The sequence below is a fragment of the Streptomyces sp. CO7 genome (genome assembly GCF_053474865.1).
In genome coordinates this window covers 191,161-199,306 of sequence record NZ_JBRIOU010000007.1, presented here as the reverse complement: position 1 = coordinate 199,306, position 8,146 = coordinate 191,161, and the positions used below count along the sequence as shown (strand labels likewise).

8 protein-coding genes are annotated in these 8,146 nt (G+C 72.5%); 3 read left to right on the top strand and 5 right to left on the bottom strand.

Annotated features, from left to right (window positions below; translation table 11 throughout):
* On the bottom strand, positions 1 to 569 hold a 569-nt coding region (locus ACOV8S_RS24735), incomplete at its 3' end, for a hypothetical protein (RefSeq protein WP_448320402.1).
* Between the two features lie 246 nt (positions 570 to 815).
* Complete coding sequence (locus ACOV8S_RS24730; RefSeq protein WP_448320400.1) at positions 816 to 2,090, bottom strand: exo-beta-N-acetylmuramidase NamZ family protein; 1,275 nt, start codon at positions 2,088 to 2,090, stop codon at positions 816 to 818.
* Between the two features lie 249 nt (positions 2,091 to 2,339).
* On the opposite strand from ACOV8S_RS24730, the gene ACOV8S_RS24725 reads away from it, so the two are divergent.
* The 3 genes from ACOV8S_RS24725 to ACOV8S_RS24715 are packed head-to-tail and all read left to right on the top strand — an operon-like array spanning position 2,340 to position 5,406.
* Positions 2,340 to 3,107, top strand: coding sequence for an SDR family oxidoreductase (locus ACOV8S_RS24725; protein ID WP_448320398.1), 768 nt, complete (start codon positions 2,340 to 2,342; stop codon positions 3,105 to 3,107).
* On the top strand, positions 3,104 to 4,762 hold the full coding sequence (locus tag ACOV8S_RS24720) for a class I adenylate-forming enzyme family protein (RefSeq protein WP_448320397.1): 1,659 nt from the start codon (positions 3,104 to 3,106) through the stop codon (positions 4,760 to 4,762). The genes ACOV8S_RS24725 and ACOV8S_RS24720 overlap by 4 nt, the downstream gene beginning before the upstream one ends.
* A gap of 50 nt (positions 4,763 to 4,812) precedes the next feature.
* Positions 4,813 to 5,406, top strand: a complete 594-nt coding sequence (locus ACOV8S_RS24715) for a TetR/AcrR family transcriptional regulator (RefSeq protein ID WP_382554189.1) — start codon at positions 4,813 to 4,815, stop codon at positions 5,404 to 5,406.
* 93 nt (positions 5,407 to 5,499) lie between these two features.
* On the opposite strand, the gene ACOV8S_RS24710 is transcribed toward ACOV8S_RS24715, so the two are convergent.
* The 3 genes from ACOV8S_RS24710 to ACOV8S_RS24700 form a co-directional block, all read right to left on the bottom strand.
* On the bottom strand, positions 5,500 to 6,714 hold the full coding sequence (locus tag ACOV8S_RS24710) for an acyl-CoA dehydrogenase family protein (protein ID WP_448320396.1): 1,215 nt from the start codon (positions 6,712 to 6,714) through the stop codon (positions 5,500 to 5,502).
* A 2-nt stretch (positions 6,715 to 6,716) separates the two neighbouring features.
* Positions 6,717 to 7,742, bottom strand: a complete 1,026-nt coding sequence (locus ACOV8S_RS24705; RefSeq protein ID WP_448320394.1) for a phosphotransferase family protein — start codon at positions 7,740 to 7,742, stop codon at positions 6,717 to 6,719.
* Positions 7,743 to 7,891: 149 nt separating this feature from the next.
* On the bottom strand, positions 7,892 to 8,146 hold a 255-nt coding region (locus tag ACOV8S_RS24700; protein WP_448320392.1), incomplete at its 5' end, for an FCD domain-containing protein.

Sequence of the window (8,146 nt, the reverse complement as noted above, 5' to 3'; positions counted from 1 at the left end):
GTCTCCACGGCCTCCGGCGTGAGCACCGGCAGCGGGACGAGGATCCCGCACCCGACGCACACAGGGCCGCTGGACGGTTCGTGGTTCATGCCGTGGCGCCAGGCCAGGTCCTCGTCGCCGCAGACCGGGCAGCTCCTCCCCGGCTCCCGCTCCAGCGCCCCGATGAGCCGGCGCAGCACCTCCGGCAGCGGGTCCGCGGGGTGGACGCGGGGATCGTCGCACCAGGCGATCCCGAACCCGCCCCAGGTCCTGCGGTGCCAGTCGTCCACCGAGCCGGGCCGGCGCAGCCCGTCGTGCTTCTCCTGGCGCCGCCGCTGCGCGAAGGCCACCTCGTAGCGGAGCCAGATCTCCCGGGCCTGCTCCAGTTCCGCCACCGCGCCCACCAGGCGGCGCGGATCGGGGGACCGGTCCTCCGGGCCGAACCCCCAGGTGACGCAGAGGTGGTCCCAGGTCGCCCGGTGGCCGTAGGGCGCGAACCTCTCCAGACACTTGCGCAGCGAGTACCGCCGCAACGCCAGGTCGCACCGCTGGTCACGTACTTGTCTCGCCAGACTCCGGAATCCCGCCATCGACCGTACCTCCGTCGCACGTGCCCTCGACTGCTGTCCCACGTCGTCCAACTCGGCTCTGCCGCAAGGCCTTCGCCCATCGGACGTGCCGGCCGCCCAACCGGCTCCATCGGTTCGGCCGAGGTCTGCCATAAGCCGGACGACACACCATGCGGGTTCCTGTTGACGGCGGGACTATGCGCGACAAGAGCGAACAGAACGGGCGGGCCGCGCAGCAACGCGGCCCGCCCGTGTCGTCAACCCTGGTCAGCGGTACTGGAGATACCGCTTCCGGGTGGCGCGGAAGGCGGCCAGTTCGTCCTGCCAGCCGGCCACCACCTCGTCGAGACCCGCGCCGGCGTCGATCCGGTCGCGGACCCCGGTGGAGCCGGTGAGCTTGTCGATCCAGTTGTCCGCGCGCCAGGCGAATCCGCTCCAGCTCTCCTTGGCGGTGATCAGCAGGCCGATGCCGGTGCGCACCGGTTCGAACGCCGCGCGGTCGGTGACGTGGACCTGCACGCCGCCGGCCGTCTGGCCGGAGTACTTGTTGAAGGTCGGCTGGAAGTACGCCTCCCTGAACCGCACGCCGGGCAGGCCCAGTTCGTTGGCTGCCGCCGCCCACGCCCCGTCGACGCCGGGCGCGCCCAGCAGTTCGAAGGGGCGGGTGGTGCCGCGGCCCTCGGAGAGGTTGGTGCCCTCGAAGAGGCAGGTGCCCGGGTACACCAGCGCGGTGTCCGGGGTCGGCATGTTGGGGCTCGGCGGCACCCAGGGCAGCCCGGAGGCGTCGTAGAACTCGTCGCGCCGCCACCCGGTCATCCGGACGGTCTCCAGCTCCACCGGGGTGGTCAGGAACTCCCCGTTGAAGAGCAGGGCGAGCTCCGCCACCGTCATGCCGTGCTGCTGGGAGATCGGCTTGCGGCCGACGAAGGTGGCGAACTGCGGGTGCATCACCGGTCCTTCGGCCGAGCGGCCGGAGACCGGGTTGGGCCGGTCCAGCACCATGAACCGCTTGCCGGCCAGTGCGGCGGCCTCCATGCAGTCGTAGAGCGTCCAGATGTAGGTGTAGAAGCGGGCGCCCGCGTCCTGGATGTCGAAGACCACGGTGTCCACGCCCGAGGCGGTGAAGACGTTCGCCAGCGCCTGGCCGCTCTTGAGGTAGGTGTCGTACACCGGGAGCCCGGTGGCGGGATCCTCGTAGAAGCCCTCGGAGCCGCCGGCCTGGGCGGTGCCGCGGAAGCCGTGCTCCGGCCCGAAGACCGCCGTCAGGTCCACCCGGTCGTCGGCGTGCATCACGTCGACGATGTGCGTGGCATCGCGGGTGATGCCCGTCGGGTTGGTGACGATGCCGACCTTCCGGCCGGCGAGCGGCGCGTACCCGTCCGCGACGAGGCGCTCGAACCCGGTGCGCAGCGGTCGTCCGCCCGAGGGCGGGGTGTCGCCGACCGGCGGTCCGGAGGGCTCGGCCGCCTGCGCGGCGCCGGCCGCGGTGGCGGACAGGGCTGCCGTGGCGGCGGTGAGCAGACCTCGTCTGGACAGTCTCATGGTGCGTGACCTCCGTGGATCGTGGGGTGGTGCCCGGCTCTTCCTCACTGACGGATGGTGCTGCGGCGCCCTCGTGGGGCGGCCGGTGCCGAGTGTCATGCCCACGCGGGTGTTGGTCCACCCCCCGCGCGTCCCCGATGTCCCCGAACGGCCCTGCGCTACCCCTTCCGTGCAACATACCGACCGGTTAGTCTGACGCCGCCAGTGCAGCGGCGACAGTGCCGTGTCACGTCGTGTCGGAGGAGACCGATGGTGGAAGCCGTGCGAGATGCCCGTGTCGTCGTCACCGGGGCGGGAGGCGGCATCGGAGCCGCGATGGCCAGGCGCTTCGTCGCAGAGGGGGCCAGGGTCGTGGTCAACGACCTGGACGCGGACAAGGCGGAGGCGGTGGCGCGGGAGATCGGCGCGACCGCCGTCGCGGGGGACGCCTCGGCGGTGCTGGAGCCCGCCCGCGAGGCCCTGGGCGGGGGGATCGACGTCTTCTGCGCCAACGCCGGCATCGCCGGCAGCGACGGCAGCCTCGCCCCCGACGACGAGGCCTGGGAGCGCGCCTGGGACGTCAACGTGATGGCGCACGTGCGCGCCGCCCGCGCCCTGGTGCCCGAGTGGCTGGAGCGCGGCCAGGGCCGCTTCGTGGCCACCGTCTCCGCGGCCGGGCTGCTCACCATGATCGGCGCGGCCCCCTACAGCGCCACCAAGCACGCCGCCTACGCCCACGCGGAATGGCTCGCGCTCACCTACCGCCACCGCGGGATCAAGGTGCACGCGATCTGCCCGCAGGGCGTGCGCACCGACATGCTGGCCGGCTCCGGCAGCGCGGGCGACCTGGTCCTCGCCCCCACCGCGATCGAGCCCGAGGACGTGGCCGACGCCCTCTTCAAGGGCATCGCCGAGGACCGCTTCCTGATCCTCCCGCACCCGGAGGTCGCCGAGTACTACGCGGCCAGGGCGGCCGACCCGGAGCGCTGGCTGACGCACATGAACCGTCTGCACCAGAAGTGGGAGAGCATCCGATGACGACCGAATCCCGGTACGCGGCGAAGCCCTGGCTGGCCCTGCTGACCGACGCGCAGAAGGCCCCCCTCGCCCCGCCGGCCGGCGCCGTGCACGCCCTGGAGCGCGCCCTGGCCGCCCGGGCGGACGAGACCTTCCTCGCCTACTTCGACGGCCGTCTCACCTACCGCGAGGTCGCCGCGCTCACCGACTCGGTGGCCGGCCGGCTCGCCGCCCGCGGCGTCGCCAAGGGCGACCGGGTCGCCGTGCTGCTGCAGAACTCCCCGGCCTTCGTGCTCGCCGTCCTGGGCGCCTGGAAGGCGGGCGCGATCGTGCTGCCGGTCAACCCCATGTACAAGACCGGCGAGGTCAAGCACGTCCTCACCGACGGCGAGGTCCGGGCGCTGATCTGCTCCGACCGCGCCTGGGAGGCCTACCTGCGCGACGCCGCCGACGGCACCCCGGTCGAGTTCGCCCTCACCGCCTGCGAGCTGGACTTCCAGAGCCGCGACGACAAGCGCGTCCTCGACTTCGAGCGGCTGCCGGTGGCCGCCGACGCCGAGGACCTCACCGAGGCCGCCCGGGCCGGCCACCCCGCGCCCGAGGGCCGCGAGGTGGGCCCCGACGACATCGCGCTGATCAGCTACACCTCGGGCACCAGCGGCACCCCCAAGGGCGCCACCAACACCCACGGCAACCTGATGTACAACGCCGAGCGGCAGGCCACCGGCCTCGGACTGCCCGAACACGCCACGTACTTCGCGCTCGCCCCGCTGTTCCACATCACCGGTATGGTCTGCCAGTTCCTGGCCGCCCTGAACAGCGCCGGCAGCCTGGTGCTCGCCTACCGCTTCGAGGCCGGCGTGGTCCTCGACGCCTTCACCGAGCACCGCCCGGCCTACACCGTCGGCCCGTCCACCGCCTTCATGGCACTGGCCGCCCACCCGTCCGCCGGCCGCGACCACTTCACCTCCTTCGCCCAGATCTCCTCCGGCGGCGCCCCGCTGCCGCCCGCGCTGGTGGACTCCTTCGAGGCCGCCTTCGGCCCGTACATCCAGAACGGCTACGGGCTCACCGAGTGCAGCGCCCCCTGCGCCTCGGTCATCGGCGGCCTGCGCGCCCCCGTCGACCCGGTCTCCGGCACCCTGGCCGTCGGCGTCCCCGGCGCCGACACCGTGGTGCGCATCCTGGACGACCGGGGCGAGGAGGTCCCGTTCGGCGAGCAGGGCGAGATCGTCGTCAAGGGCCCGCAGGTCGTGCCCGGCTACTGGCGCCGCCCGGAGGCCACCGCCGAGACCTTCCCCGACGGCGAGCTGCGCACCGGGGACATCGGCTTCATGGACGAGCGGGGCTGGCTGTACGTCGTCGACCGCAAGAAGGACATGATCAACGCGTCCGGCTTCAAGGTCTGGCCCCGCGAGGTCGAGGACGTGCTCTACACCCACCCGGCGGTCCGCGAGGCGGCCGTGGTCGGCGTCCCCGACGGCTACCGCGGCGAGACGGTGAAGGCGTACATCTCGCTGCGCCCGGGGGCCGAGGTCACCGGCGACGACCTCGCCGCATACTGCAAGGAGCGCCTGGCCGCGTACAAGTACCCGCGGCTGGTCGAGATCCTGCCCGACCTGCCGAAGACGGCGACTGGCAAGATCCTGCGCAGGGAACTGCGCGCGACGAAGTAGTTCCCGCACACGAGGACGACGAAGGAACCGGAAGGACAGGTGGCGGCACGATGGCCAGGACGACGGACGGAGACGGCACGCCCGTTCCCCAGCGGCTGCTGGCCGCCGCCACCCGTCTCTTCGCGGAGCGCGGCTACGACCGCACCTCCGTGCAGGAGATCGTGGAGGCGGCCGGCGTCACCAAGGGCGCGCTGTACCACTACTTCGGCTCCAAGGAGGACCTCCTCCACGAGGTCTACGCCCGGGTCCTGCGGCTCCAGCAGGAGCGGCTGGACCACTTCGCGCGGCTGGACGCCCCGGTGGAGCGGCGGCTGCGCGAGGCGGCCGCCGACGTGGTGGTGACGACCATCGAGAACCTCGACGACGCGTCGATCTTCTTCCAGTCGATCCACCACCTCAGCCCGGAGAAGAACAAGCAGGTGCGGGCCGAGCGGCGGCGCTACCACGAGCAGTTCAAGGGGCTCATCGAGGAGGGCCAGGAGGCGGGCGTCTTCTCCCGCGCCACCCCGGCCAGCCTGGTGGTCGACTACCACTTCGGTTCCATCCACCACCTGTCGACGTGGTACCGCCCCAACGGCCCGCTGGGCCCCCGCGAGGTGGCCGACCACCTGGCGGACCTGCTGCTGCGCGCGCTGCGGCCCTGACGACGACGGCGACCGCGCCCGGCGCGCCGGGCGCGGCGAAAGGCGCGGGGTGGGGACGAGCCGAGCTCGTCCCCACCCCGCGCCTTCGTGCGCCTAGAGGTACTTCTTCAGCTCACGCCGGGCCAGCGACCGCTGGTGCACCTCGTCCGGCCCGTCGGCCAGCCGCAGCGTCCGCGCCCCGGCGTACAGCTCCGCCAGCGGGAAGTCCTGCGAGACCCCGCCCGCGCCGTACAGCTGGATGGCCTGGTCGAGGATGCCGCACACCGTCCGCGGGGTGGCGATCTTGATGGCCTGGATCTCGGTGTGCGCCCCCTTGTTGCCCACCGTGTCCATCATCCAGGCCGTCTTCAGCACGAGCAGGCGCAGCTGCTCCACCGCGACCCGTGCGTCGGCGATCCAGTTCTGCACCACGCCCTGCTGCGCCAGCGGCTTGCCGAAGGCGTTGCGCGACACCGCCCGGCGGCACATCAGCTCGATCGCCCGCTCCGCCATGCCGATCAGCCGCATGCAGTGGTGGATGCGGCCCGGACCGAGCCGCGCCTGGGCGATGGCGAAGCCGCCGCCCTCCTCGCCGACCAGGTTCGACACCGGCACCCGGACGTCCTCGAAGACCACCTCGGCGTGCCCGCCGTGGTACTCGTCGCCGTACCCGAAGACCGTCATCGCCCGCTCCACCCGCAGGCCCGGGGTGTCGCGCGGGACCAGGACCATCGACTGCTGACGGCGGATGTCCGCGCCGTCCGGGTCGGTCTTGCCCATCACGATGAAGATCTGGCACGCCGGGTTCATCGCCCCGGAGATGTACCACTTGCGGCCGTTGATCACGTACTCGTCGCCGACCCGCTCGATGCGGGTGGTGATGTTGGTGGCGTCCGAGGAGGCCACCTCCGGCTCGGTCATCGCGAAGGCCGAGCGGATCTCGCCGGCCAGCAGCGGCTCCAGCCACTGCTTCTTCTGCTCGTCGGTGGCGAACTGGTTCAGCAGCTCCATGTTGCCGGTGTCCGGCGCCGCGCAGTTGAGGGCGTCCGGGGCCAGCTGCGGGGAGCGGCCGGTGATCTCGGCGAGCGGGGCGTACTGCAGGTTGGTCAGCCCCGCGCCGTACTCGGCGTCCGGCAGGAACAGGTTCCACAGCCCGCGGCGGCGTGCCTCCTCCTGCAGGTCGTGCAGCACCGGCACGTGCTCCCACGGGTCGGCGAGCGCGGCGCGCTGCTCGCGAGCCACCGCCTCTGCCGGGTGGACGAACTCCTCCATGAACGCGAGGAGTTCGGTGCGCAGCTCCTCGGTGCGCGCGTCGAACGCGAAGTCCATGATCAGCCTTCCTGCAGAGTGGTGAGGCCGTGCTCGATGAAGTAGGGCACCAGGTCGCCGATGCGGTCGAAGCCGCCGCCGACGGTCTGGCCGAGCGTGTACCGGTAGTGGATGCCCTCGAGGATCACCGCGAGCTTGAACCAGGCGAAGGCGGTGTACCAGGAGACGGCCGAGACGTCGCGGCCGGACAGCGCCGCGTACCGCTCGACCAGTTCGGCCGGGGCGGGGTGGCCCGCGGCCTCGGCGGTGGTGGAGACGGGGGAGCCGGGCAGCCCGTGCGGCGTGCTGTACATGACCAGCAGGCCGAGGTCGGTCAGCGGGTCGCCCAGGGTGGACATCTCCCAGTCCAGGACGGCCTTGATCCGGTCGTCCTCGCCGACCAGCACGTTGTCCAGGCGGTAGTCGCCGTGCACCACGGCGGGTGCGGGGGAGTCCGGCAGCCGGGCGCCCAGAGCGGCGTGCAGCTCGTCGATGCCCGGCAGCTCGCGGCTGCGGGAGGCGGCCAGCTGCTTGCCCCAGCGGCGCAGCTGGCGCTCCAGGAAGCCCTCGGGGCGGCCGAAGTCGCCCAGCCCGACCGCCTCCGGGTCCAGCGCGTGCAGCTCCACGAGGGTGTCGACCAGTCCCAGCACCGCGTCACGGGTGCGCTCCGGGCCGAGCGGGGCGAGCTGCTCCGCGGTGCGGTAGGGCGTGCCGGCCACGAACTCCATCACGTAGAACGGCGCGCCCAGCACCTCCTCGTCCTCGCAGAACAGGACCGGGGCGGGCACCGGCACCGCCGTCGGGTGCAGGGCGCTGATCACCCGGTGCTCGCGGCGCATGTCGTGCGCGGTGGCCAGCACGTGTCCCAGCGGCGGACGGCGGACCACCCAGCGGCCGACGCCGTCGGTGACGTGGTAGGTGAGGTTCGACCGGCCGCCCTCGATGAGGCGGGCGGACAGCTCACCCTGCAGCAGGCCGGGCCGCTCGCGCTCGAGCAGTTCGCGCAGCCGGACCGGATCGAGGCCTGGCGGATGGTCGGGGCGGCTCATTCTCGAGCTCCTTCGGGCGACGACGAAGACACCAGATCATGATGCCGACCGGTCGGTATGCAGTCCATAGCCGGAACCTAACGTGACGGGAACAACCTTGCCCCGCGTGACCGGCGCGGAATCTCCGGAGGGCTCCCGCGGCGGGGCGGTCAGGGCGCCAGGATGTCCAGCTCGCGCAGCGCGCCCACGGTGATCTCCCGGGTCAGACGCTCCGCCTCCGCCGCGTCGCCCTCGCGGACCGCCTCCGCCACCCGGACGTGGAGCGTCACGGCGGCCGGGTCCGGGTCCTCGAACATCACCTCGTGGCGGGTGCGTCCGCCGAGGACCTCGGCCACCACGTCACCGAGGCGGGCGAACATCTCGTTGCCCGAGGCGCTCAGGATCACCCGGTGGAAGGCCACGTC